The 24,582-nt window shown below is 36.4% G+C and carries 19 protein-coding genes and 1 pseudogene; 16 read left to right on the forward strand and 4 right to left on the reverse strand.

Annotated elements, in window-relative coordinates:
* Positions 1-183 precede the first annotated feature (183 nt).
* The 6 genes from PYW42_RS00085 (at position 184) to PYW42_RS00110 (ending at position 5,009) form a co-directional block, all read left to right on the forward strand.
* Positions 184-696: a mannose/fructose/sorbose PTS transporter subunit IIB gene (locus PYW42_RS00085; RefSeq protein WP_002389548.1), complete on the forward strand. Its 513-nt coding sequence runs from the start codon at positions 184-186 to the stop codon at positions 694-696.
* A 234-nt stretch (positions 697-930) separates the two neighbouring features.
* Positions 931-1,923: a mannose/fructose/sorbose PTS transporter subunit IIA gene (locus PYW42_RS00090; protein ID WP_002356030.1), complete on the forward strand. Its 993-nt coding sequence runs from the start codon at positions 931-933 to the stop codon at positions 1,921-1,923.
* Between the two features lie 34 nt (positions 1,924-1,957).
* Entirely contained in the window at positions 1,958-2,761 is an 804-nt protein-coding gene (locus PYW42_RS00095) for a PTS mannose/fructose/sorbose transporter subunit IIC (RefSeq protein WP_002356031.1), read from the forward strand.
* A gap of 22 nt (positions 2,762-2,783) precedes the next feature.
* The gene (locus PYW42_RS00100; protein WP_002356032.1) at positions 2,784-3,695 is read left to right on the forward strand and encodes a PTS system mannose/fructose/sorbose family transporter subunit IID; all 912 of its coding nucleotides are present in this window, start codon (positions 2,784-2,786) and stop codon (positions 3,693-3,695) included.
* A 161-nt stretch (positions 3,696-3,856) separates the two neighbouring features.
* Positions 3,857-4,234, forward strand: coding sequence for a DUF956 family protein (locus PYW42_RS00105; RefSeq protein ID WP_002356033.1), 378 nt, complete (start codon positions 3,857-3,859; stop codon positions 4,232-4,234).
* Positions 4,235-4,481: 247 nt separating this feature from the next.
* Positions 4,482-5,009 carry an HdeD family acid-resistance protein gene (locus PYW42_RS00110; RefSeq protein ID WP_002356034.1) on the forward strand — a complete coding sequence of 176 codons (528 nt, stop codon included), beginning with the start codon at positions 4,482-4,484 and terminating at the stop codon, positions 5,007-5,009.
* Positions 5,010-5,056: 47 nt separating this feature from the next.
* Here PYW42_RS00110 and PYW42_RS00115 read toward each other — a convergent pair whose 3' ends face one another.
* Complete coding sequence (locus PYW42_RS00115) at positions 5,057-5,260, reverse strand: hypothetical protein (RefSeq protein ID WP_002383512.1); 204 nt, start codon at positions 5,258-5,260, stop codon at positions 5,057-5,059.
* A 197-nt stretch (positions 5,261-5,457) separates the two neighbouring features.
* On the opposite strand from PYW42_RS00115, the gene PYW42_RS00120 reads away from it, so the two are divergent.
* The 9 genes and pseudogenes from PYW42_RS00120 to mprF all read left to right on the forward strand — a co-directional run bounded on the left by PYW42_RS00120 (position 5,458) and on the right by mprF (position 18,013).
* Positions 5,458-6,228, forward strand: coding sequence for a MurR/RpiR family transcriptional regulator (locus PYW42_RS00120; RefSeq protein WP_002387434.1), 771 nt, complete (start codon positions 5,458-5,460; stop codon positions 6,226-6,228).
* Positions 6,229-6,376: 148 nt separating this feature from the next.
* Positions 6,377-7,945: pseudogene (gene malX / locus PYW42_RS00125) on the forward strand (maltose/glucose-specific PTS transporter subunit IIBC).
* Positions 7,946-7,959: 14 nt separating this feature from the next.
* The gene (locus tag PYW42_RS00130) at positions 7,960-9,174 is read left to right on the forward strand and encodes a MalY/PatB family protein (RefSeq protein ID WP_025189126.1); all 1,215 of its coding nucleotides are present in this window, start codon (positions 7,960-7,962) and stop codon (positions 9,172-9,174) included.
* 99 nt (positions 9,175-9,273) lie between these two features.
* Positions 9,274-9,654: a RidA family protein gene (locus PYW42_RS00135; RefSeq protein ID WP_002356039.1), complete on the forward strand. Its 381-nt coding sequence runs from the start codon at positions 9,274-9,276 to the stop codon at positions 9,652-9,654.
* A gap of 167 nt (positions 9,655-9,821) precedes the next feature.
* Complete coding sequence (locus PYW42_RS00140; RefSeq protein WP_002389563.1) at positions 9,822-11,603, forward strand: helix-turn-helix domain-containing protein; 1,782 nt, start codon at positions 9,822-9,824, stop codon at positions 11,601-11,603.
* A gap of 53 nt (positions 11,604-11,656) precedes the next feature.
* A complete protein-coding gene (locus tag PYW42_RS00145; RefSeq protein ID WP_002389704.1) occupies positions 11,657-12,958 on the forward strand; it encodes a PTS sugar transporter subunit IIC in 1,302 nt (433 codons plus the stop codon).
* On the forward strand, positions 12,942-13,949 hold the full coding sequence (locus PYW42_RS00150) for an SIS domain-containing protein (RefSeq protein ID WP_002411362.1): 1,008 nt from the start codon (positions 12,942-12,944) through the stop codon (positions 13,947-13,949). The genes PYW42_RS00145 and PYW42_RS00150 overlap by 17 nt, the downstream gene beginning before the upstream one ends.
* Before the next feature lie 14 nt (positions 13,950-13,963).
* Positions 13,964-15,238, forward strand: a complete 1,275-nt coding sequence (locus PYW42_RS00155) for a 6-phospho-beta-glucosidase (RefSeq protein ID WP_010816074.1) — start codon at positions 13,964-13,966, stop codon at positions 15,236-15,238.
* Between the two features lie 183 nt (positions 15,239-15,421).
* The gene (mprF, locus tag PYW42_RS00160; protein ID WP_002389639.1) at positions 15,422-18,013 is read left to right on the forward strand and encodes a bifunctional lysylphosphatidylglycerol flippase/synthetase MprF; all 2,592 of its coding nucleotides are present in this window, start codon (positions 15,422-15,424) and stop codon (positions 18,011-18,013) included.
* 1,325 nt (positions 18,014-19,338) lie between these two features.
* Here mprF and PYW42_RS00165 read toward each other — a convergent pair.
* From PYW42_RS00165 to PYW42_RS00175, 3 genes are all read right to left on the reverse strand, one after another.
* A complete protein-coding gene (locus PYW42_RS00165; RefSeq protein WP_002389581.1) occupies positions 19,339-21,954 on the reverse strand; it encodes a YfhO family protein in 2,616 nt (871 codons plus the stop codon).
* A gap of 543 nt (positions 21,955-22,497) precedes the next feature.
* The gene (locus PYW42_RS00170; RefSeq protein WP_002389628.1) at positions 22,498-23,007 is read right to left on the reverse strand and encodes a ClbS/DfsB family four-helix bundle protein; all 510 of its coding nucleotides are present in this window, start codon (positions 23,005-23,007) and stop codon (positions 22,498-22,500) included.
* 7 nt (positions 23,008-23,014) lie between these two features.
* Positions 23,015-23,482, reverse strand: coding sequence for a VOC family protein (locus PYW42_RS00175; protein WP_002364587.1), 468 nt, complete (start codon positions 23,480-23,482; stop codon positions 23,015-23,017).
* 64 nt (positions 23,483-23,546) lie between these two features.
* On the opposite strand from PYW42_RS00175, the gene PYW42_RS00180 reads away from it, so the two are divergent.
* Positions 23,547-24,494: a helix-turn-helix transcriptional regulator gene (locus PYW42_RS00180; protein ID WP_002385468.1), complete on the forward strand. Its 948-nt coding sequence runs from the start codon at positions 23,547-23,549 to the stop codon at positions 24,492-24,494.
* Positions 24,495-24,582: the final 88 nt, after the last annotated feature.

Below are 24,582 nucleotides of genomic sequence, written 5' to 3' on the forward strand. Positions count from 1 at the left end.
TATTTATTAGTGTATCGATTTTTTGATTTTCTTAAAAAAACCTATAATTTTCTAGGTTTCAAACCGATACACTAAAGTTGGCACGAAACTTGCTTATAATAAGGTGTCCCTTTTTACCTAAAATTTTTAGGTAAAAAGACAAAGGTCCTAACCTTTAAAAATGAATTTAAAGGAGCATTCCCGATGGTAATGGATATTCGTTTAGCTCGAATTGATGATCGATTAATTCATGGCCAAGTAGCAACTGTTTGGGCAAAATTGACGAACATTAATCGCATTTTAGTGGTTAGTGATTCCGTTGCTCATGACAATTTGAGAAAAGCCTTGTTGGTTCAAGCTGCTCCACCTGGTGTCAAAGTAAATGTCATCACTGTTCAAAAAATGATTGATGTTTACCCTGATCCTCGTTTTGATTCGTTTCGATCCATGTTGTTATTCACTAATCCTTTGGACGTGAAACGAGTGGTCGAAGGCGGTGTACAACTAACTTCTGTGAATATTGGCGGAATGAGTTTCAGTACAGGCAAGCGAATGATTACGAATGCAGTCGCAGTGGATGCCAACGATTTAAAAGCATTTCTGTTTTTAAATGAACAAGGTATTGAATTGGAAATTCGAAAAGTCGCAGCAGACAGCCAAGTGAATTTGATGGATTTACTGAAAAAAGAGCGTAGCAAAGAAAATAACGCCAGCTGACGTTAATTTTTACAGACGAAAGACATTGAAAGGATGTGGTGGCCTAGGACCAACATCATTGCTTCATGAACTGTATTGATAAAGGCAAGTGCTGATGTTGAAAAAAATCAAGAACTATTGAAATTTTTTCATTTATTTTTGTCAGAATCTGATTTATCTGATTTTTTTCAAAAAGTGAAAGCGTTTAGCAGTACAACCATGAAAAAAAACATCAATTATACAGGAGGTATAAAAATGGTAGGAATTATCCTAGCAAGTCACGGTGAATTTGCTGAAGGGATCTTGCAATCTGGTGCAATGATCTTTGGCGAACAAGAAAATGTAAAAGCAGTTACGTTAATGCCTAGCGAAGGTCCCGATGATGTAAAAGCAAAAATGCAAGAAGCCATTGCATCGTTTGACAATCAAGACGAAGTACTATTTTTAGTTGACCTATGGGGAGGAACACCATTTAACCAAGCGAACTCATTGTTAGAAGATCATAAAGACAAATGGGCAATCGTTGCAGGTATGAATTTACCAATGGTTATTGAAGCATATGCTTCTCGTTTCTCTATGGAATCAGCACAAGAAATTGCGACACACATTCTTGAAACAGCAAAAGATGGTGTCAAAGTTAAACCAGAAGAGTTACAACCAGCAGAAGCACCAAAAGCTGCTGCGACAGAAGATGCACAGCCAAAAGGTTCGTTACCACCAGGTACAGTTGTTGGCGATGGCAAAATTAAATTTGTGCTAGCACGTATTGATTCACGTTTGTTACATGGTCAAGTAGCAACAGCTTGGACAAAAGCAACACAACCAAACAGAATTATTGTTGTTTCTGATGCCGTTGCAAAAGATGACTTACGTAAGAAATTAATCGAACAAGCAGCTCCTCCAGGAGTAAAAGCCAATGTTATTCCAATCAGTAAAATGATTGAAGTAGCGAAAGATCCACGTTTTGGCAATACAAAAGCATTATTATTATTTGAAAATCCTGAAGACGTCTTAAAAGTGGTTGAAGGCGGCGTAGAAATCCCAGAAGTAAACGTTGGTTCAATGGCTCACTCTGTTGGAAAAGTCGTTGTAAGCAAAGTATTATCAATGGGTCAAGAAGACGTTGATACGTTTGATGAATTAAAAGCCAAAGGCATCAAATTTGATGTGCGTAAAGTGCCAAATGATTCAAAAGCGAATATGGACGAAATTTTGAAAAAAGCAAAAAATGAGTTAGCAAACGCGTAACTCGCCAAATACAAATCAAAATAGGAGGCTTATCATGTCTGTTATATCAATTATTTTAGTTTTACTCGTTGCCTTTCTAGCTGGTATGGAAGGGATTTTGGATGAGTTCCAATTCCACCAACCGTTAGTAGCATGTACATTAATCGGATTAGTTACTGGTAATTTAGAAGCCGGAATTGTTTTAGGTGGTACTTTACAAATGATCGCGTTAGGTTGGGCGAACATCGGGGCTGCCGTTGCACCGGATGCCGCTTTAGCATCTGTTGCCTCAGCAATTATTTTAGTTTTAGGTGGCCAAGGTGTTAAAGGTGTTCCTTCAGCGATTGCCATCGCAGTTCCTTTAGCGGTTGCAGGTTTGTTCTTAACAATGATCGTTCGGACAGTTGCGGTTCCAATCGTTCACATGATGGATGCGGCTGCTGAAAAAGGCAACATTAAACAAGTTGAAATGTTACACATTTTCGCTGTATGTTTACAAGGTATTCGTATTGCGATTCCAGCAGGTGCGTTACTATTCATTCCTGCTGACACTGTTCGTAATTTCTTAGAATCAATGCCAGCTTGGTTAACTGATGGTATGGCTATCGGTGGTGGTATGGTCGTTGCCGTAGGTTATGCATTAGTAATCAACATGATGGCAACAAAAGAAGTATGGCCATTCTTCATTATCGGTTTCGTAGTCGCAGCGATTTCTCAATTAACATTAATCGCATTAGGTGCTTTAGGTGTCGCTTTAGCTCTTATTTACTTGAACTTATCTAAAATGGGCGGTTCTTCTAACTCAAATGGCGGAGGCAACTCTGGCGACCCATTAGGCGATATTTTAAACGACTACTAATTCTGAAGGAGGAGCAAAGAAAATGGCAGAAAAAATTCAATTAACTAAAAAAGATCGTTTAGCTGTAGCTTGGCGTTCAACATTTATCCAAGGTTCTTGGAACTATGAACGTATGCAAAACGGCGGCTGGGCATTCTCAATGATTCCAGCAATCAAAAAATTATATAAAACGAAAGAAGAACGTTCAGCGGCGTTAAAACGTCACTTAGAGTTCTTTAATACACACCCATACATTGCCTCACCAATTCTTGGTGTAACATTAGCTTTGGAAGAAGAACGTGCCAATGGCGCACCAGTTGATGACGTAGCGATTCAAGGGGTTAAAGTTGGGATGATGGGTCCTTTAGCCGGTGTCGGTGACCCAGTTTTCTGGTTTACTGTTCGTCCAATGTTAGGCGCTTTAGGTGCTTCCTTAGCAATGGGTGGTAACATCTTAGGCCCAATCTTATTCTTCGTTGCTTGGAACTTAATTCGTTGGTCATTCATGTGGTATACACAAGAGTTTGGTTACAAAGCAGGTTCTAAAATTACTGATGACCTTTCAGGTGGTTTACTACAAGATATTACAAAAGGTGCTTCTATTTTAGGGATGTTCGTACTGGCCGCATTGGTTCAACGTTGGGTATCGATTAAGTTCTTACCAATTGTTTCACAAGTTAAGTTAGACAAAGGTGCTTATATCGAGTGGGATAAACTTCCTGCTGGCGGTGAAGGAATGCATAAAGCCTTTGAACAAGTGAACCAAGGCTTGGCGCTTTCACCAACGAAAGTTACTACTTTACAAGATAACTTAGATCAATTGATTCCAGGTCTAGCACCATTACTACTTACATTCTTATGTATGTGGTTATTGAAGAAAAAAGTTAGCCCAATCGTTATCATTCTTGGTTTATTCGTAGTCGGCGTAGTCGGCCACTTAATCGGCTTATTATAAGAATGACGAGGTAAGTTTATTACTTCTAATCAAAAAAAGCGGAAGAGAAGTCGAGAAACTTTTCTTCCGCTTTTTTAAACAAAGATGTAATTTTGTTTGTTTCGATCAGGAAAGAAACGTATAATAAAGAGGAATTAGTCGAATGAAATGGAGCAGATAACATGGTACAATCATTAAACACAAAAGTTGATTTAGTTATAGATGCGACGGCATTTACAGGATTAACAGATTATGGACAAATTATGATAGGTGACCGCGGGTTTGAATTTTACCATGCCAAAGATCCACGTAAGTTTATCCAAATTCCGTGGGAAGAAGTCGATTACGTGTTGGCTTCAGTAATGTTCAAAGGAAAATGGATTCCTCGTTATGCGATTCAAACCAAGAAAAATGGGACGTATACGTTTGCTTCAAAAGAGCCGAAGCGAGTATTACGAGCTATTCGTGAATATGTTGACCCAGATCATATGGTCCAATCTTTGAGTTTCTTTGATGTCATAAAAAGAGGGATTCTCTCGATTGGGAAAAAGAAAAAATAATTTATAACTGTTACTTTTTTATAAACTAGATGAAAAAGTAGCGGTTTTTTTGTGGGAAAACGAGGGACTTATTTATACAAAAAAGGCACAATTTTGCACCAAAAAAGAGACAATCAAGTGATACGTTGTTTTTAATGGAGTTATCATTGAAATGGTTTTCAGAAAGCACGATGAAAATATTTGACACCTTGTAAAATAGTAGTAACATAATAAGTGTAATAAATTATTTTATAGAGGAGTGAGTGTCATGGAACAACGACAACATCATGGAATGGACTGGGGTTCATTAGTATTAGGAATTCTATTTGTTCTGACTGCATTAATTTCTTTCCAAAATCCTGCCGGTAATTTAATTGCCATTGTGATGGTTTTTGCGATTTTTGCTATTATTAAAGGGATTTTCGAAATTTTTGTACGTAATCGTATGAAAGAATTGCTAGGCTACAAAGCTTATGCACCAATCATCTTAGGGATTATTGATATCCTAATTGGTGTTTACTTATTGTTTAACTTAAATATTGGTGTCGCTGTGTTACCATTTGTTTTTGCAATTTGGTTTTTATTCGACTCAATTTTCGGCTTATTTACTTTAGATTTTGCTAAACGAGTAAGCACAGGTTACTTCTGGTTCACATTAATTGTTGATGTTTTAGGGATTATCTTAGGTGTAATGTTATTATTTAATCCATTGTCTTCAGCATTAACTTTAAGCTTCTTAGTTGGCTTTTACTTTATGATGTTTGGTATTAGCAATATTGTATATGCTTTTAGATAAAAGAAGTAAAAAAACAGGTTTTCCGAAAAGGAAAACCTGTTTTTTTTTTAATAACGACGGTGGCAGTTGCCATTATTTCCCGAAATTGTTCGAACAAGCCACACGATAATCGCTACGGGAACTAAAATTTTTACTGCTAGCCACAATAAGCTTCCCACGATACCGACAACGGCACTAAAGAGTGAACCGACAACTAAAAATAAAAGGACCACTAAAAGAATATTTATAAACATTGGTCGTTGATTATTCATACGTACTACCTCCAAATTTTTCCTGTTTTCTATATACAGAGTATAGCAAGAAAGCGCAACAAACACCTCCATCGGAAGGCTGATTTTTTTCTCTGGCGAATGATGGAGCCGCTGTTGGTTATTTTGGACTTTCTTATTGAAATAATCAGAATATTCTGGTGTATAATTATAAAAAAGGATTTAAAGTGAGGGATTGGATGTCGACTGAGGGATTAATCGCTTTGTTAGAAAAGAAACGAAATCATTTAAGTAAAATTGAAAATCAAGTACTGGATTATATTTTGACGCATATGACGGAAATTAGTTCACAAACCATTTATGAGGTGGCGCAGGCGTTGTTTGTCTCAACAGCCACTATTTCTCGGACAGCAAAACACTTAGGTTATCGAGGCTTCCAAGAATTAAAATACGCAATCGTCCAATCGGTGCAGAGCGAGAGCACAGAAAGCGATAGTCGTAGTTTTCAAGCTATTACGCAACAGTTGATTGCCAATGTGCAAGATAGTTTTCAACAAATGGATGAAGCCAAAGTCGCGGAAATGCTTAAAATGATTGAGCGTGCGAATACGATTGAAGTGTTCGGTGTTGGTGGCAGTTTTCCTATTTGTACTGATTTTGCACGAAAGCTAACATTTTTAGGAAAAAAAGCCTATGCACGATCTGATTGGGATGAACAAGCGGCAGCAGTTAAGAATCTGGACGGACAGGATTTAGCCATTTTTGTCAGTTATACAGGAGAAACTAAAGGGATTTTAGCGTATGCACGTGTAGCGCAGGAACAGCAAGTGCCGATGATTAGTTTGATTTCGACTAAAGGAAGCACCTTGGAAAAATTGTCGACGACGACGTTATTTGCCAAAGGGACGACACGTTATCATCAGCGCGTAGATTTAAGTTCAAGAATTGCTGTCATTTGTTTGTTCGATACGGTTTTATTAATGTATGCAGAGGCAAAGCAGCCGCGGTAATTTTATGCAACACCATACTAAATGATGTAAGGGGATACAGAAAGAGTGTAGCCTCTTTTTTCTTTGTTTTGGGCTAGTTATAATGAGGGCAATGAATGTAAACGCAATCATTTTTAGCTTTGTAAAGAATGAATGGAGGAGTTAAGAAATGGCAGTAAAGAAAAAGAAAGCGACTTTCTGGGAGTTTTTCCAAGGATTAGGCAAAACGTTTATGTTGCCAGTGGCTTTATTAGCTTTTATGGGGATTTTGTTGGGATTAGGAAGTTCTTTTTCCAGTGAATCAATGATTGAAACGGTCCCGTTTTTAGGAAAGCCCGCAGTGAAAATTATTTTCCAATTTATGTCGACAATTGGTGGTTTTGCGTTTGCCTATTTACCTGTCATGTTTGCAATGGCCATTCCGTTGGGGTTAGTTCGGAAAGAAAAAGGAATTGCTGCGTTTTCAGGTTTCGTAGGCTATACGGTGATGAATTTAGCGATTAATTTCTATTTAGTGCAGACGAATCGCCTCGTGGATCCTGAGCAGTTGCGGGAAGCCGGCCAAGGAATGGTTTTTGGGATTCAAACGGTTGAAATGGGCGTTCTTGGTGGAATTATCGCTGGGCTTATTGTCTATAAGTTGCATAATCGATTTTATACGGTGCAACTACCAGATAGTTTTGCCTTTTTTTCTGGCGCACGGTTTGTACCAATTATTACTTCATTAGTGATGGCCTTCGTGGGCTTAGTAATTCCGTTAGTTTGGCCACTTTTCGCGCTAATGATTATGGCGATTGGCCAACTTATCCAACGTTCTGGTATTTTTGGGCCTTTTCTGTTTGGTTCAGGGGAACGTCTACTGTTACCGTTTGGGTTGCATCATATTTTGGTTTCCATGATTCGTTTTACTGAAGCAGGGGGTTCAGCGGTGGTGGCTGGCAAAGAAGTGTTTGGTGCGTTAAATATTTTCTATGCAGAATTGCAAAATAATTTACCGATTTCACCAAGCGCAACAGCTTTCTTGTCATAAGGGAAAATGCCGACCTTTATTTTTGGCTTACCAGCGGCGGCACTTGCGATGTATCATACTGCAGCTCCGGCGAATCGACATAAGATTAAAGGCTTACTCCTTTCGGGTGTAATTGCTACGGCTATCACTGGCATTACAGAACCAATTGAATTTTTATTCTTATTTATTAGTCCATTATTATGGCTGTTTCATGTCATTATGACTGGTCTAGGTTTCATGGTAATGGCTTTATTAGGTGTTGTGATTGGGAACACTGATGGCGGGCTACTGGACTTTGTTATTTTTGGCTTGTTACAAGGAACTTATACAAAATGGTGGTGGGTTCTCATTGTCGGCGCTATCTGGTTTGTTGTTTATTATTTCGTCTTTAAAACAGTCATTGTAACCTTTGATTTAAAAACACCTGGACGAGACAAGGTCTTAGATGAGACTGAATATACCGATCAAGAAGTTCAATATAAGAAAACGGGTGGCTATGATGCGCCTGGGATTTTAGCGGCTTTGGGTGGGCAAGAGAATATTCAAGCTATTGATAATTGCATTACGCGTTTACGTTTAGTGTTAGCAGATGCTAATAAAGTAGATGATGACAAATTAAAGCAATTAGGGGCTTTAGGCGTTGTACATTTAGATGCGCAGAATGTACAAGTGATTATCGGAACCAAAGTGACAACGGTCCGTAATCAATTAGAGATGATTTTAGGTTAGAAAAAAGACAGAAGGTGAAGAGTGTGTCGTTTGATAAAGCAATTGATCGACGAGGAACGTATTGTACACAGTGGGATTTTGTAGAAGACCGATTTGGGGAAGCGGACTTGCTTCCCTTCACTATTTCCGATACGGATTTTGCTGTGCCAGAGGCAGTTCTGGCAACATTACAAGAGCGTTTGAACCATCCAGTATTTGGCTATACGAGGTGGAACCATCCGCAATTAAAAGAAGCAATTCAAACGTGGTACCAGACAAGATTCCAGACGAAGATTGAAGAACACTGGATTATGTATACCCAGACCGTTATCTATGGTATTTCTGCTTTGATTCAATTATTGACTAACGAAGGGGAGGGCATTATTTTACAAACACCTGCCTATGATGCATTTTTTAAAGTTATTCAGGAAAATAAGCGGCAAGTAGTGGCGAATGAACTGCTTTATCAAGAGAAGCGCTACAGCATTGATTTTATTGATTTAGAAAAAAAACTAGCGCAACCAGAAAATCGCTGTTTGCTTTTATGTTCCCCGCATAATCCAACAGGACGTGTTTGGGAGCAATGGGAATTAGAGCGAATAGTTTCATTGTGCCAACAGTATGATGTGTTTTTACTTTCTGATGAAATTCATATGGATATCGTTAATAAAGGCCATGTTCATCGACCAATTACGCAATTTGATTATAAAAAATCTGCCATTATTACCAGTGGCACGAAAACCTTTAATTTTCCAGGGCTGATTTTTGCTTACGCCTTAATTCCAGATAACGAATTGCGTGACGCTTTTCAGCTCAAATTAAAAAACGCCGATGGTTTATCATCAACAAGTATTTTGGGAATGCTAGCAACCATGACGGCCTATCAAAAATGTGGTACTTGGGTTGACGAGTTGAATGATTATTTAGCGGAGAACCAACGTTACGTGAAAGATTTTTTACAGACATATTTGCCAAAAATTAAAGTGACGGAGCTGGAGGCAACTTACTTAATGTGGTTGGATGTATCAGCGGCAGTTCCAGATGTGGCCCGCTTACAAGAGGCTTTAGTTTCTGTGGGGAAAGTCGCCATTATGGACGGCTCGATTTATGGCGGTAATGGACAACGATTTTTACGGTTAAATATTGGCTGTTCGCAAACAAAACTACACGAAGGACTTGAAAGGATGCGTCAAGGTTTTGAAGCTGTTTTACAAAAGGATGGCACAGCATCAGCGCTTGGGAATAATTGAGAAAAGATAGCATTCCGAAAATGGTTGCAGTACAATGGAAAAATAGAAACAAATAAAATAACAAAAAGTAACAACTTGTCATTTACTGGGGGAAAAGAAATGAAAACAATTAAAACAAAGCAAGCACCACAAGCAATTGGGCCATATTCACAAGCAAAAATTGTGAATGGTTTATTGATTACTTCTGGTCAGATTCCACTGGATCCTGAAACAGGCAAGGTGGTTGGTACAACGATTAAAGAACAAACCAATCAAGTACTGAAAAATATTCAAGGGATTTTAACAGAAGCTGGTAGTGATTTTGCTCATGTAGTCAAAACGACATGCTATTTACAAAATATGGCAGATTTCACGGCATTCAATGAAGTCTATGCTGAGTATTTTAGTGCGGAATATCCTGCACGCACAACGATTGAAATCTCTAAATTACCGATGGATGTGTTGGTGGAGATTGAGATTATCGCAGAAGTAGTGGCGTAAAAAGAATAAAACAATGGTTCCATTAAGGTATAGTCACTTAGGGAACCATTGTTTTTTTTGTGGTTGCTTTTTTGCCGAAAGTAAGGAAAGATTTTGGTATATCGAAAACAACGTTTATTCGCTATAGTAAAAATACAAGTAAGCGCTAACTTGTGGAGGAATGACAAATGTTAACATTTAATGAACAAAGACTATTAGAACAATTGTTGAAGGAAGAGGAGTTTCAAACATTTGATGCACTAGCTAGTCACTTAGGCCTATCAGTTCGAACGGTTCGTAATTTATTGAATAAATTAGAACCGACTTTTCAGCAGAATCACCTTCGGCTGTCTAAAAAGTATGGGGTTGGTATTAAATTAATTTCAGAAAAACAGTCATTTAGAGAAATATCAGAAAATATTCATACATCCATTGTCGTACGTCGTGAAGTTTTGAAGTTAATGTTGTTATTTTATTATCGAAAAAAAGTTTCAATTAATCAATTAAGCCAAGTGTTTTTCCTAACAAAAAGTTCAGTATTAGCTGATTTAAAAATTGTTGAGAAGGAACTGGCTGTCTATAATTTGAAAATTGTAAGGAGTCATCAAGGGACTGAATTATTGGGACATCGAAAAGATATAAAATCAGCAATTATTGATTCGGTGCACTTAGTTGGTACGGCATTTATTTTTGAAAACCGTGCCTATCTGTCGAAAAATCAATTTTATTGCCAAAAAATTTTAGTGAGTGAGTTTAAGAATGTTATATTATCAGGAATTCGTTTAATATCGATAAAATATTCCTATTCTTTTAATGAGGATTTTATACAAACTTTAGTCATCCAATTAATGGTAGACATTTTATTATTTGGTAAACAGATGAATGAAAAACAATCAAAAGATGGTTCTGATCCGGCGACAGACTTTCAATTGTATCTAGAACAGACATTAGGATTTACTTTTTCTAATCAATATAATCCAAATCGAATTGGCGAATATCTAGCTGCGTGTGAATATAGAAAACCACAAAAATCATCGCCGTTACATGAAATTGCCAAGCAAGTGCTGACTAGTTATCAAGATTTACAACAGGTTAGAATGGATACTTCAAATTTAATCGATAAAATTGCAGATAACATTGGACAAATTAAACAACGAAACCACTATAGAATGAGTGTTTTTCATCCGTTATTGAATGATTTACAACTGAATTTTGGTAAAGAATTTATTGCTTTGCGGTTTTGCTTTTTAGCAATTGAAAAAAGAGTCGGTTATGTAAGTGATGATGAGCTATGTTTTCTGCTAGTTACTATTTTAAATACACCACAAAGGTATAAGCCTCAGTTAACTGCTCGTCTAGCTAGTAATGGAAGTTCGGAATATCGCCAGTTTATCAAAAGAGAACTACAACGAAATTTGTCAGATGTTCAGGTATTTTTAAATGAGGAAGTGAGTATAGCAGATTGGCAGTTTATTTTTTCAAAAAATAAGCAATTAAAAAAATTAGCAGACGATAATATAAAGTTTGATGTATTCAATAAAAGCCATTTAGCAATTGTTAAAAATGAAACCGCTTTATATAAACGATTTAAAGTAGAACGAGGTTGTAGTATACCATCTATTTTTGAAACAATTTCTATGTCCAATAAATTAAGTAAGGCAAAGGTCGTTGAGAAAATCACAGAACGACTGATTGAAGAAGAAGTTACTGACTTTGCTACCATTGAAGATGCTTTTAACAGAGACCAGCATCAACCTCTTATATGGCGAAAAATGGAATGTGCGATTTTATTTATGATAGATCCAAGACAATTACAGTCACAAATACGAGAATTCAGCTGGTCTGCATTAATCAATTGGTGTGAGAACAATCAAAATAATCAGGTGCGAAAAGTAGTTATTATTGTTGCTGGAAAAATAGAAGAAATTGATTTTTACGAAATTTTTAGAAGATTTGTGTCAAATGGATAAGGAAAATAGTTGGTTGGCGTTTTGTTTGAAAGAAGGAATAAGGGAGGTACAAAATGGAAAAAATCGTTCAATTTGTAAATGAAAAAATATCACCACCACTCATGAAAGTTGGAGAGAATCGTTATATGATAGCTGTTAAAAACGGCATGATTTTAACTGTTCCTTTTACTATTATTGGTTCAATTTTTATGATTTTAGCCCAGTTTCCGCTGACAAGTTATCAGAATTTTATTGAACCTTACAAGAATGTATTAATGGTGCCAACTTCTGTAACTTTTGGGATTATTGGTTTAATAGCAGTAGTTGGGATTAGTTATAGTTTATCTCAGTTTTACAAAATTGATACTATTCGGAATGTTTTAATGTCGTTAGTTTGTTATTTATTAGTACAATCTTCCATGGGAGAAGATGGGTCATATAGCATTAACACTGGAAATTTTGGTACTTTAGGTGTTTTTTCAGCAATTATTATTTCGTTTGTAGTTGTTGAAATTTATCGATTTTGTATGAACAAACAGTTAGCTATTAAAATGCCGAGTAGTGTACCTCCAGCAATAGCTAAATCTTTTAACATTTTAATTCCGTTACTAATTTCATTAACAGTATTTTGGGTTATTCGTGTGCTGTTAGGCTTTGATATCAACGCAAGTTTGAATATGCTCTTTAGCCCTCTAGTTCAAGGTTTAAGCACTCTTCCCGGAATTCTTGTTTTTATGCTTTTACGGTCGCTACTATGGTGTGTAGGGATTCATGGAGGGGCTGTGTTATCTGTTGCAGATCCAATTTTTTTAACTATGTTAGGTGCAAATACGGATGCCTTAGCTGCTGGTGAGCCATTACCGTATATTACCGCTGCGGGTTTTGTTAACTTTATTTTTATTGGTGGCGGTGGCGCAACGCTTATGCTAGTTATTTTTATGATTTTTTCAAAGGATCAAGGATTGCGTACTTTGGGAAAGCTTTCTCTGCCAGCAAGTATTTTTGAAATCAATGAACCAATTGTTTTTGGCGTACCAATGGTATTAAATCCTGTCTTGATGATTCCTTACACACTTTGTAATACATTGCTTGCTTTAATTGCATATCTGTTAATGTATTTTGATGTGATTGGACGGCCAGTTGTCGCTGTTCCATGGACTACACCACCAATTCTTATGCAATATTTAACTTCGGGTGGAGATTGGCGTGCAGCAGTGTATGGTGTATTTGCTTTGTTAGTAAGCGGGGCAATTTATTACCCATTTTTCAAAATGCTAGAGAAACAGCGGTTAGATATCACCATACAAGAAACAGCAGAAAATGAAGAGAATTTGGAAGGAGAAACTGTCCGTGAATCAAATGAATCAGTTTATTAATTCTCAGTGGCAACTATTGCCAACGCTTCTTCAAAATACCATCACAATGCCGTTTGAAGAAGAAAGTCCCAAACAAATTATTTTTGTTGGATCAGGAAGTTCGTTGAATGCTGCCAAAATGGCACAACGTTATTTTGAAACGTTCAGTCAACAATCATTGCTTTTTTTCAATGTTCAACAATATAAAAAGCAAGGAGCTTTGTTAGATCCGCATTATCTAGTAGCTATTTCTCAAACAGGCAATAGCTTGGCAACACTTGAGTGTCTTCATTTAGCAAGTGAGAACAAAAACACAACAATCTTTCTCAGTGCAACAAGGGATGAAGAAAAGCGACAGTATGCAGATTATTTTATAGACTTATGTTGTGCAGAAGAGCAAATTGGACCGAAAACAGTTGGTTTTACGGCTACGTTTATTCGATTAGTTCAATTAGCTTTAGCATTTAACAAAGATCAGGAAGACCGCATATCTGAGGAAATCTTTGTAAGTTTTAAAGAATGTATTCAAAAAATGCCTAAAATGAAGGAAATAACTCTTCAATGGCTAAAAGAAAATCCCCATTGGGCAAATGCACCTTATTTGACAATTACAGCAGATGATGCCCTTTTAGGGGTGATAGAAGAAGGTGCTTTAAAGGTGTTGGAAACATTGAGAATCCCAGTCATGGCCTATGAAATTGGGGAGTTTACACATGGACCGCATCGATTAATCAAAGAGGGCTCTTACCATATCTTTTTAAGTGGCGGGCCAACGACAGAGTTAACGGAAAGAGTAAATCTATATACCCAAAGTTTTACAAAAAATACTTTACTGATAACAGAAAAGGCAGGAGAGATAACTGTAGACCTTTCTTGCGAAACTCCCGGTGTGGAGTTACTGTATACTTTGATTTTTCAAGTATTGGCAAATGAGTGGGCATTACAAACAGGATTTAATCCAGACAAAAAAGTTCATGAAGCATTTTTTGCTTTTGTGGGTACAAAAGATTAGGAGTGGGAAAAGATATGTCATTAAAAATTGCTATTATTGGTGCAGGAAGTGTATATACACCAGAAATAATTGAAGGATTAGCGCAAAGTAAAGAGAAATTACCTGTAACAGAATTAACCTTGATGGATATTAATCCGGATCGTTTAGAAATTATGTATAATTTTTTAAATCGTTATAAAAAATTTCATCAATTATCGTTTGCTATTCGTAAAACAGAAAACTTAGAAGAAGCCGTTAAAGGTCAAGATTTTATTTTAACGCAAATTCGAGTAGGTGGGAATCAAGCAAGGATTCACGATGAAAAGATTCCTCTGAAATACGATGTGATTGGTCAAGAAACTACAGGGCCAGGGGGCTATATGAAGGCGTTGCGTACAATTCCAGCTATAGTAGAAATTGCGAAAGCTGTTGAAAAACATAATCCAGAAGCATGGCTAATTAACTATGCTAATCCTACAGGTATTTTAGCAGAAGCAGTCCGTAATTATACCAAAACAAAATTTATCGCTTTATGTGCAGGTGGTATGCGTCCAAGAACTTGGGTCGGGTGGGCACTTGATGCAAATTATAAAGAAGTAACGTATGATTTTGTCGGGTTAAACCATATGAATTTTGCTTATAATATTCGCGTAGATGGTCGTAAAATTACAAAAGAGGAATTTGATAAAGTAGCAGATATTCATGAAACCGTGGCCCCAGAATTAATCAAAAAATTGAATGCTCTACCTAGTCTATACTGTCAATATTACTTCCATCGCCGCCAAAAGTTAGCAGAACTTAAAGAGGCCCCTCTAACCAGAGGTGAGACAGTTTTAGGCTTGGAAAAGGAAATCTATACGGCATTAAAAAACCCTAGTCAGCATGATAAGCCAGAGATTTTAAAAAATCGTGGTGGTGGTTATAGTGAATTAGCTTTAGAAGCACTTTCTGCGATCTACAATGATGAAGATATGTGGATTGTTGCAAACGTTAAAAATGAACGTGCAATTGAATTTTTACCTTATGATACCTCTGTGGAAACACCTTGTATTTTAAATAAGAATGGGATCACCCCACTTGTTCAAAATAACATACCTGAAGGTGTATATGGCTTAGTTTCTGCTGTAAAAAACTATGAGAGCTTAGTGGTCCAAGCAGCTGTAGAAGGAAATTATGATAAAGCATTAGAGGCAATGGTAGCTCATCCATTAGTAGGAGATTTTGACATTGCTAAACCGATGTTGGATGAGATGTTAAAAGTTAACGCACCTTACATTCATCCAGATTTAGTCGCTGCAGTCACTGATTAAAAAGAAGCGAACAACAGTTGTTCTGTAATAACTGTTGTTCGCTTCTTTTTAATGTTAAAACAATACGATTCAGCCAAAATGTCTAGCCGTGCTGGAAAATTTTCAGCAAATAGGCTACCATGGAAGAAAATCGATAAAACGAAAGTTAAATGAATAGAAAAGAGATATGAAAGAGGCTATAAGATGAAAAAAAATATTAGCCAACTAGCGCAGTGGTTGAAAGAACACAGTTTATTATTGAAACTAATTTTTCTTGGTTCTGTATTAGTTTTCGTGGCTAACCAAGTGACACATATCGCTCAAGGCATGACCTGGGCGGATATTTTTTCCACGATGGAACAACAAAGTACGGGGCGTTTAATTGGTATGGTCTTGGCAGGACTATTAGGGGTTATTCCGATGCTCCTTTATGACTATGTAGTCGTTAAGTTATTGGAAAAAGAAGGTAAGCCACCAATGAAACGAATGGATTGGTTAACTTCGGCTTGGGTCACTAATACCATTAATAACTTAGCGGGTTTTGGCGGCGTGGTTGGGGCAACGCTACGGATTAATTTTTACGGAAAAGATGTACCGCGGGGCAAGGTTGTAGCAACGGTCTCAAAAGTTGCTCTGTTCTTGATTTCAGGGTTATCTATTTTATCTTTTGTGGCGTTTGTTGATTTATTTTTTATTCGAACCCAAAATGTTTTTCGTGAATATTGGGTTTGGTTATTATTGGGCAGCCTGATTGCGCCAGCGCTCTGGTTTTTCACGTATTTAAAACGGCGAACATTGTTTAAAACATTTTTTCCAAAAGCGGTGCTCCTTTTATTCGGCGCTTCATTAGGTCAATGGCTAGGTGGGATGTTTGCTTTCTTAATGATAGGTCGTTTGATGCAGGTGCCAGTTTCGATGGTTTCTGTTTATCCAATGTTTGTTATCGCCACGTTGATTGGGATGTTAACTATGGTTCCTGGTGGTATGGGAACGTTTGATGTCTTAATGATTTTGGGCTTGTCACAATTAGGGATTGATCGATCACAAGCGGTCGTCTGGTTGTTGTATTATCGTTTGTTCTATTATGTGACGCCTTTTATGACAGGAGTTATTTTGTTCTTGCAACAAGCAGGCATGAAAGTTAACCAATTTTTTGATAATTTACCTCGGTTATTTTCACAAAAAGTGGCGCATTTTATTTTGGTGGCGGCGTTATATTTTGCAGGGATTATGATGGTTCTATTGTCGACTGTGACGAATTTGTCGAATGTTAGTCGTTTATTCCAAGTGTTACTTCCCTTTTCTTTTAATTTTTTAGATCAAACATTGAATTTATTTGTAGGATTCTTGTTATTAGGTTTAGCTCGAGGCATTTCTATGAAAGTGAAAAAAGCTTATTGGCTTACAATTATTTTACTAGGATTTTGTATTGTAAATACGGTGGCACGAACGACTTCGTGGCAGTTAATTGCTGTTTATGCCGTTATTTTATTGGCGGTTATTTTGGCTCGTAAAGAATTTTATCGTGAAAAGTTCGTTTATTCATGGGGCGCTTTAACGGTAGATAGTATTTTGTTTGGCTGCTTGTTTATCGGTTATGCGGTTGCTGGCTATTACGCCGCACGACCAGCTGGTGGCAATCAAGTTATCAATCACTTTTTGTTGTTTCCGTCAGATGATGTTTGGTTTAACGGATTGATTGGTTTAAGTATTTCCTTGATTGGTTTATTCTTTTTGTATCAATATTTAGCCGAAACAACTGTTACTTTAGGTGAGGGGTTTGAGGAAGCGCGGTTGACACGCTTTTTGGAAAAATTTGGTGGCAACGAAGGCAGTCAATTTTTGTATTTAAAGGATTATGGTCATTTTTATTACCAAGAAGAAGGCGAAGATCAAGTACTTTTTGGGTTTCAAATGAAGTTTAATAAATGCTTTGTCTTGGCGGATCCAATTGGGCAACGAGAGAAATGGACAGCGGCGACACTGGCGTTTATGGATCAAGCTGATTTGTTAGGCTATCAATTAGTTTTTTATCGTATTTCGGAAGAATATGTTATGACTCTTCACGATTGCGGCTTTGAATTTATGAAAGTTGGGGAAGAAGGCTTGATTCAATTTGATGAGCCGTCAACAGTGAATCAAACAGCCTGGACGGAAACGGTGACTGAAAAAATAGCAGCAGATGCAGCGGATTTTCAGTTTGAATTTTATCCCGAAACGATTAGTGATGCCTTATATCAAGAGTTAGAACGAGTTTCTGCAGACTGGTCACGGAATCAAAAAGAGCGCTACTTTATTGGTGGACGGTTGGATCCCGAGTACTTGAAATGCAGTAGCGTGGGCTTGGTGAGACAGAAACAAACGGTCATCGGTTTCATTACTGGAAAAGAAATGGAAAAAGGCAAAAGTATTTCGTATGATTTGTTACGTATTCGTTCAGAAGCACCTGCTTTTACTAGAGAATATTTGTTCACTCATTTTATTGAAACTTATCAACAGCAGGGCTATCAATTAATTGATATTGGGATGGCGCCGTTGGCTAACGTAGGGGAGAGCAAGTACTCTTTCTTAAAAGAACGCTTTGTTAATATTTTTTACAAGTATAGTTATCAAATTTATGCGTTTCAAGATACACGCAAGCGCAAAGAACAATATGTCACTAGTTGGCAACCACGTTATTTTGCTTATCCTAAGCGGACCAGTGTGCTCTTTGCTTTTGTGCAACTTTCCTTGTTGATTACGAAAGGAAGACATCAAAGTGTTTCGCTTGTGGAAGAAGCAATGACTGAAATTTAACTCTAATATAAATAAAAAAGTTAGACTTTGGTCTAACTTTTTTATTTATCACAAATTATTAATCAAAGAATATATTTTTTTATTAAAGAATGGTTGACATTAAGTTTGCGTCTTATTAGAATTTAATTAGAGTGGCGGTTGTTTATCTTTTAATATGGAATCTCGTTATGTCGATATTTAACGTAAAATTTTGAGATTAGTAAGGCCGATAAACAGAAAGAACATAATTTTATAAGACCAGAAGTTAAGTATTCAAGTGAATAATTTGGCTAAGTATGTAATTGAATATTGTTTAGAACACTATCATAATGGCCTGTAATGTAAAAATGTCGAGCTGTTTTATTCAAATTCATGGACTAGGGTGAACTAAATCAAAATTAGAATTAATCAAGATGTTTTACAATGAGGATAAATAATTAGCCATTTTGGTAGAAAATGCCTCACTAGGAATGCGATTGGAAGCAGTAGGTGCATTTAATTATTTTAGTTTTACATAACGAATCAGAATATAACTATTTTGCTATAAACTTAGATGAGGTAGGTGAGCCAATTGAAAACGAAGAAGTGGAACTGGTCGATACTTGCATTTTTTATACCGTACCTTGTTTCAAATATTTTTTTATTTTTTACTCTTACAGAAAAAGATAATAAGCTATTAAAAATGATTGAAGAGTCGTCAAAACTATTAAATATTTCAAACGGAGAATTTAATTTTTTTATGATAGTTATTGTTATAATCGCTAATTTGTGTATCTTTTTTGTTACGTTCATAATTTTGAAAATTGTTTTACTTATTTTTGGGTTTAAAAAAAATTATAATCAAGATATATTTATAAGTCTGCTATTGTCAGTAAGCGTAGTTAATCTTCTTGTTCTTTTTATATCTGAAATAGTAACAATTGATAGATTACCGTTATCAATTAGTACTTCTTCTATTGAAGTGATAATCTTTTTATTGCTATTTTACAGTAATACCAAAGATGTAAAAGCAACTAAATTGTTGTTTTTTGGTAAATTATGGTTGCTTTTATTTAATATAGTGTCATTAGTAGTTTAAATGGAAATCATAGGAATTACATAAAAAAATCAAATTAATGTTTGTCTTGTTGGATAAAATTAGCAATTTGAAATTAAAAAGTTGAAAAAGCATAGATATTTCATAGAATAAACGAATATCTATTTTAACTGACTAAATCATTTATAACAAAAAAATCTGAGACAGAATGAATCCCATTCTGTCTCAGATTTTGTTTTTCACAACTCATCAGACCTTATTGATAAAGAGTCATTTTAATAATAACCCTTAGTTTTTTGTGAAAGATTTTTTATTTGTCTTCTTTTTTACGGTTTCGTCTAGCAGGAATCAAGGTTACGTAGGCAACGAAACCACCAGTACATAGAACGAATAACACGATGCCAGGAATCAATCCTTCTGGTAAATAAGAGAACTGAATAGTATGGGTTCCAGCGCTGACAGGAACGCTTAGAAAGGCATCTTTAAAGGCTTTTGGGGTAACTTTTTTGCCATCAATTTTGACACGCCAACCTTTGTCATAAGGAATTGTAGTGACGAGTACTTGATCTTTGTCGGCGGTAAAGGTACCTGAAGCAGAGCGTTTGCCAGTGGTTAAATCAACGCCTTTTTCTTGCACGGCGGAAATGGCTTTTTCAAATGCATTGGTATTTAAGCCAACTACTTGCGGCTGAACAAAACTTACTGCTTTGGTTCCATAAAAACTTACTTTGAAGTTAACAGTTGTATCTTTTGGATAGTAGCCTAAATTATAATATTGGCCAGTAATGCCAATTTGTGATTGCTGACTCGAGCCGTTCACGGTGACCGTCGCAGTGGAACTTTCCAATTGAGCAAAATCTGTTGGGAATAAACTCAAATAAGCTTGCGTATTGGCGGGCACATTGACTGTATAAGAAATCTCTTTGGCTACGTTATGTTGTTTCTCCGTAAAAGTTACGCCAGCTGTATTTTGCGTAATTGTCACGTTATTTTGAAGCGTCATCGTTGGTTGATAAAAGGTAAAATACCGTTCATTGGTATTGGCTAAAGCATTTAGTAAATTTGTTTGACTACCTAAATTATCATTGAGAGGTTGCCGAACATTGTAAATCTCTTTGTCTGCTAAAAATCCTAACGGCAAAGCATTTTCGTTACGATAAAGCTGATATTTACCAGCAGCAGCTTGTCGTTCAAAGCCGAATTTCATTGGATTATTTTCAGCAATATTGTATTTAATGCCCATCAAAGCATCCATTAACAAGGTATTATTTTGGTAACGAATATTTAAATTCGTGCCTCGTGAGCGGAAACCTAAGGCGTTTAGGTATGTTGAAGAATGTCGGTTCCGTACGGAAGAAAACATGCTAATGCCACTGTAGCCATAGTTAATGCCGTCATTGGCCGAAACACCATTTAAATTTTCCAAGCGGTAAAAGGTATCATTTTCTTTTTTTGTTTGATCGACTAGATTTTTTAAGTCAGGATAAGGTTCAGAATACAAGCTGCGTGATGCGTAGTTCCAATCATTTAAAATACCAGTGACCATCGCCCGTGTATTAATGATTGCTTCACCAGAAACGAGCAGCAACAACAAAATCACTAAGTATTGCATAGGCGCTTTTTTCAATTGATAAAAAGCAATTCCGAAAAAGTATAATAGTAAAAAAGTTGCCGTTAATACGAAAGAGGTTAAAGTCACATACGTATAACTAGTAGCACCTTTTGTGCCCATTGCAAGAGCAAAAATTGCTAAAAGAATCAAAATCAAGCCGCTTAAGACGCCGAGATCATCCTTTTCAAATTTTTCCCAACCATAACCAGCAAGCAAAATAACTAGGAATGAAAAGAGGAAACTATAGCGGAAAAGAAACATGTTCGGCGCATGCATACCGTGCCAGAATAAATTTAAGGGCATGATGTAAAAGCTAGCAATCAATAGGACAAACAAACTGCCAAAAAGTAGTTTGTTTTTCAATGGAACTTCTTTCGTAACGAAATAGAAGAGACAAAAAATCAAAGGCAACAACCCAATGTAAATAAAAGGAATGGACCCATATTTGGTTGTATCGTAAACGCCAATCATATTTTTCATAATAATATCTAAAAAGGCAGTCGCTTCTGTTTTAAAGGTTGTAATTTCAGAAAGAGTTTCACCATTGGTTCGTAAATCTAAGACAGCAGGTAAGACCATAATCATGGATGCTCCACCAGCTAAAAGAGAAGTAGTAAAATACGCAACGATTCGAGATTTATATCGTTGCCAGTCTGTAAACGTTCGTGCAAAATAGTACAGGAAGGAAAACAACCCAATCATAAAGCCAAAATAATAATTTGTAATGAAAAGCAAGAAATAACTGACAAACAATAATGTCGGTTTTCGTTGGTCCATTAAACGATGAATTCCTAAAATTACGAGTGGCAGATAAATAAAGGCATCCAGCCACATAATTAATTCTGAATGGGCCACAATGAAGGACATTAGCGCATAAGACACACTTAAAGTCACATGGGACCATTTAGGAATCTTAAAGGTTTGTTTTGCCAAGAACCAAAAACTCAAGCCAGCACTCCCAATTTTCAACAACGTTAGGAAATAGAGCGCATCAGGCATGTTTTGATTGTTAAAGAAAAAGACGAGCGGCGTAAATAAGCCACCAAGATAATAGGAAATTAAGGACAAGTAGTTTAGTCCCAAAGAAGCATTCCATGTATAGAAAAGACTTTGTTTTCCATGAAGAACATTGTTAAAGCTTGCGTGAAAATTTGAAAATTGAGAAAAGGCATCGCTGGCTAAAACACTGCGACTACTTCCTGGATAAATCCCAATACTCAAATAGATAATTGCCATAATTAAAAATGGAATGAAGAAACTGGCTAACATATAAGGCCAGTTGTTTTTTAAAAACTGCCTACTTTTATTTTTCATAAATAACCTCACCTGATTTTTCGAAAGTACCTATAGTTTATCATACTCTTTATTTGATGTACCAATAGAAGAAAAACTTTAAAATTTTATTAGGATCCTAAGGGTGGAGTGAAGAAGAATTAGGAGTAAGGGATTGACATTCAAATGCTAAATCACCACATCAAACAACGAATATTCTCCGAAAAATTGCTGAAAACTCCCTGTGGATAACTTTGTGCATAACTCTGTTGAAAACCACAAAAAAGCTTTTTATCTCGGTTTATCCACAAGGATAAGTTTTCGAGTTGCTAAAAAAAATAGACGCAAGTTCAGAAGGGCTGCTTGCTAAAAGTGAAGGAGCCCCTAAAGTTGAAAGAAGATGAAAACGTTATTAAAACAACGTTTTCATCTTCTTTTTTCTAGAATTTACAAAGATTTAATGTCGAACAAATAAGCATTGTGGAAAAGTTTTTTGGAAAAAATAAGAAATTTCATCCACAAAGTTTTCTGTGGAGAATTTAAAAATGCTTGTCAAGCTTTTTTTGAAAAAATGTGGATAACTTTTTAAAGACACACTTTTTTCCATTTGCGAATTTGCGTTCGGAAACTAGTAAAAGGGGCAACGCTATTAACGTGAATCCATTTCCAAAGAGGCCATTGTGCTTTGGTGGTCGCCCAAGCCCGTTGTTGAGGTAAAAATAATTCGTCTTCGGAAAGCGAGTCAATCCAATGAAGTAATTTTTCTAAGATGTCTTGCAACGCAATCAGCTGACTTTCTAAACTCATTTGTCCATAGGTTTGATAAAATGATTGATAGAGAGCGCCCAGTTGATTCCATTTATAGCCTTCAGCTGGCGTTTGAACGGTCAGACCACGTTGTTCTTGTTCTTCCCAAGAAAGCAGCAAGTTGAGCCAACCTAATTGATAGGCTAAGTTCTCTGAAGGTGTTTTAGCTACTGTTTCAATTCGGTGATCTTTAAGTGTTTCAGGAATTTCTGCAAATTCAGCTAAATATTTTTGTGAAGCTATTTGAATGGCCTCAATCAAGGCTTCTTTTGATTCATAGGTTCGCATTCTTCGGCTAACGTCCTTTCTTGGTAGGATCTGCTTGTTTTTCTTGAGTAATTTGAGTGACTAAACCAAAAGGATCTTTCACAATCGCATAAAATGTTGCAAATTCATTTTCAATTGGTTCTTGGATAATACAGGATTCGGGATGGCGCGTGAGTTTTTCAAAAATTGTTTTGGCAGAGTGACGGCTATTGACGGTTAAGCTGAGGGTCAATTGTTCTGTGGGCGTGGTATTCATTCCTGCAAACAAAGGATTATCAGCTAGTTGTAATTGAAAAGTGTCCATTTGTAAAATCGAGTGAGAAAGCCAGTGTTCTTCGCCAGCGGGAATGGTCAAAGAAGGATTTAAACGCTCTTTAAATTCTTGATTAGTAATTTTAAAAAGAATATCACCAGCAAAGGCTTCTTGGTAAAACGTCAAGGCTTCCGTTGCTCGTCCGTTTAAGACCATAAAAAGGGCAAATTGTGTGTTTTTCATTGTTTGAACCTCCTAAGATTGATAAGATAAGCATAACAATAAAAGGTGTCAAAAAGTGACACCGATGGAGGGAAAAATGAAAAAATCAGAACGTTTAAATCAGGAACTTTTTTTCTTGAGAACCCATCCTCAGTTTAATTTAAATCAGTTAATGAAAACTTTTGGGATTTCTAAAAGCACAGCTTTGCGGGATATTGAAGCTTTGGAAAATTTAGGCGTGCCGCTATATGTGGAGAATGGTCGTTATGGTGGCTATCGAGTTTTAAACAAACCGTTGTTGCCGCCGATTTATTTTAATGAAAACGAAGTGTTAGCGATCTTTTTTTCGTTACAATTACTGAAATTAGTCGCAGAGTCACCGTTTGGTCATTCCTATCAGCAAATTCAGCAAAAATTATTGCATTCTTTAGATGAACCAACCCAATTTAAAATCAGTCAAATGAGTAAGGTCGTCTATTACGAAGGAATTGAACAAGTAGAAGCACCAGGCAATTTAGAGCAGCTGTTTCATTGTATTTTGGCGCAACAAGTAATTCAGTTTAACTATACCAGATATGAAGCAACAACGAAAAAAATCTTACCAACCCGGTTAACTATTTTAGAAGGGTATTGGTATTGTTCAGGCTATGATGTGACTAAAAAGGCTTGGCGTACTTACCGCTGTGATTTTATGGAGGCTATTCAGCAGTTAAACCAAACACTGGATTTTACGACTGAAGAACTGAAAGAATCGTATCGCCATCAACAAACGACGGCACGTACGATTCCATTTAAAGCAATCATTACAGAAAAAGGCAAAGAATTTTTTTATAAACATCGCTTTGACAATATTCAGTTGGAAGAAACGCCCACGCAGTGTTTTTTAGTTGGACAGATTCATCCAACAGAAACACAATTTTTAGCCAACTATTTTATGGGCTTTGGTGAAGAAGTGACAATTTTAGAGCCAGTCCAAGTGAAACAAGCGTATGTAGAAAGTATAATGAGGATTCAAAAAAAATATCAAGAATAGATTGTGGAACTGTGAACAATCTCATGTGTAAAAATGCACATTGGAGAGGAGAAAGAAAAACCCTTGATTTAAAAATCAAGGGTTTTTC

The organism is Enterococcus faecalis, assembly GCF_029024925.1.
Taxonomy (GTDB): domain Bacteria; phylum Bacillota; class Bacilli; order Lactobacillales; family Enterococcaceae; genus Enterococcus; species Enterococcus faecalis.